General features: G+C 45.2%; 3 protein-coding genes. 2 read left to right on the forward strand and 1 reads right to left on the reverse strand.

The genetic code is table 11. From position 1 onward, the window contains the following. The first annotated feature begins 95 nt into the window (after window positions 1-95). Both EV211_RS10560 and EV211_RS10565 read left to right on the forward strand, forming a co-directional pair. Complete coding sequence (locus EV211_RS10560; protein ID WP_133529397.1) at window positions 96-578, forward strand: nucleotidyltransferase domain-containing protein; 483 nt, start codon at window positions 96-98, stop codon at window positions 576-578. Further along, window positions 565-891: a HepT-like ribonuclease domain-containing protein gene (locus EV211_RS10565; RefSeq protein WP_133529398.1), complete on the forward strand. Its 327-nt coding sequence runs from the start codon at window positions 565-567 to the stop codon at window positions 889-891. The genes EV211_RS10560 and EV211_RS10565 overlap by 14 nt, the downstream gene beginning before the upstream one ends. Here EV211_RS10565 and EV211_RS10570 read toward each other — a convergent pair. Beyond that, a partial coding sequence (locus EV211_RS10570; protein WP_207668025.1) for a Maf family protein occupies window positions 886-1444 on the reverse strand: 559 nt, incomplete at its 5' end. The two genes, EV211_RS10565 and EV211_RS10570, sit on opposite strands and share 6 nt — an antisense overlap.

Here is a 1444-nt window from a genome sequence, read left to right on the forward strand (position 1 = left end):
TACCTCTACACCCAGTGTTAAAATTTAATGAAAGGAAAAGTTTGTGGTGATTTTTGCAATTTACACTTGACAAAGGTCACTTCATAACAGGTGCTATGATGGATAGTATTAAAGAATTACGCAATGAGAAAGGCCTGACCCAAAGCCAGGTTTCAGATCTTACTGGAATACCTTTGCGGACATATATAAACTATGAGAATGATAGACGAAAAGCTGGTAGCATCAAGTATGATTACATAGTTGAAAGACTTAATATGTATGGTTTTGTCGACGAAACTCATGGGATACTTTCCTTGGATGACATAGTATCAGCATGCGCCCGAATATTCGCGGATTACGACGTCAGATGCGGTATTCTGTTTGGATCCTATGCGACAGGAACTGCAACTGAAACCAGCGATGTAGATTTGCTGGTCGTCACTGAAGTCAGCGGCATTAAGTTCTATGGCATGGCCGAACGCCTTCGCGAGAAATTGAAGAAGAAGGTCGATTTGCTGAATGCCGGGCAGTTAACAGACAATGTCGAACTTACCAATGAGATACTGACCAAGGGGAGGCGGATATATGTTCAAGAATAATGAGTATTATATAGGGAAGATACTAGAAGACTTAGACTTCATTAGTGATCATATGAAGTCGGTAAATATAACAGATCTTGAAAGCAATCAATTGATACAGGATTCTATGATGTTCAGATTGATTCAGATTTCTGAAAAAGTCAAATGTTTAACTGACGAATATCGCGAAGAACATTTCAATATACCATGGACTGATATTTATGGATTAAGGAATCGTATTGTTCACGATTACGGCAATGTCGATCTAGGTGTAATCTATGATACACTCACGAAAGACATTCCCGATTTAAAAGAAATCCTGAGCAAATTATAGCTTCTCGATTTCCGCCATCATCTGTGTGAAGGGCAGCCCCACCACGTTCTCGTAATCGCCTTCGATGTGGTCGATGTACCTGCCGAAAGTGCCCTGAATGGCGTAGCCGCCGGCTTTGTCGTAGGGCTCGTCCGTGTCGATGTAGGCGTTGATCTCGGCGTCGCTGTAGCTGCGGCAGAACACATTCGTAATATTACAAAATGACCTTCGCGGAGTTTCTCCGGCTACTACGAGGGCTACGCCTGTCGCCACCTGGTGAGAGGTGTTTTTGATTGCGCTGATCATGTGGTAGGCCTCGGCCCGGTCCGCCGGTTTGCCAAGAATCTCGTCTTTATATACTACTGTGTCGGCGGCGATGATAAGGGCGCCGGCCAGTTCAGGATGAGCGGCCTCAATGGATAGAGCCTTCTTAAGGGACAGATACATGACGGCATCTTCCATGGCTATGCCTTCCGGCAGGGTCTCGTCTACGTCTGCGGGCATGACCTCCGGATCCAGGCCGTGTTCTCTCATTATTTCTATTCGGCGCGGCGATTGCGACGCCAGGATTATT

This window comes from Aminicella lysinilytica (assembly GCF_004362975.1).
Classification (GTDB): Bacteria; Bacillota; Clostridia; order Peptostreptococcales; family Anaerovoracaceae; genus Aminicella; species Aminicella lysinilytica.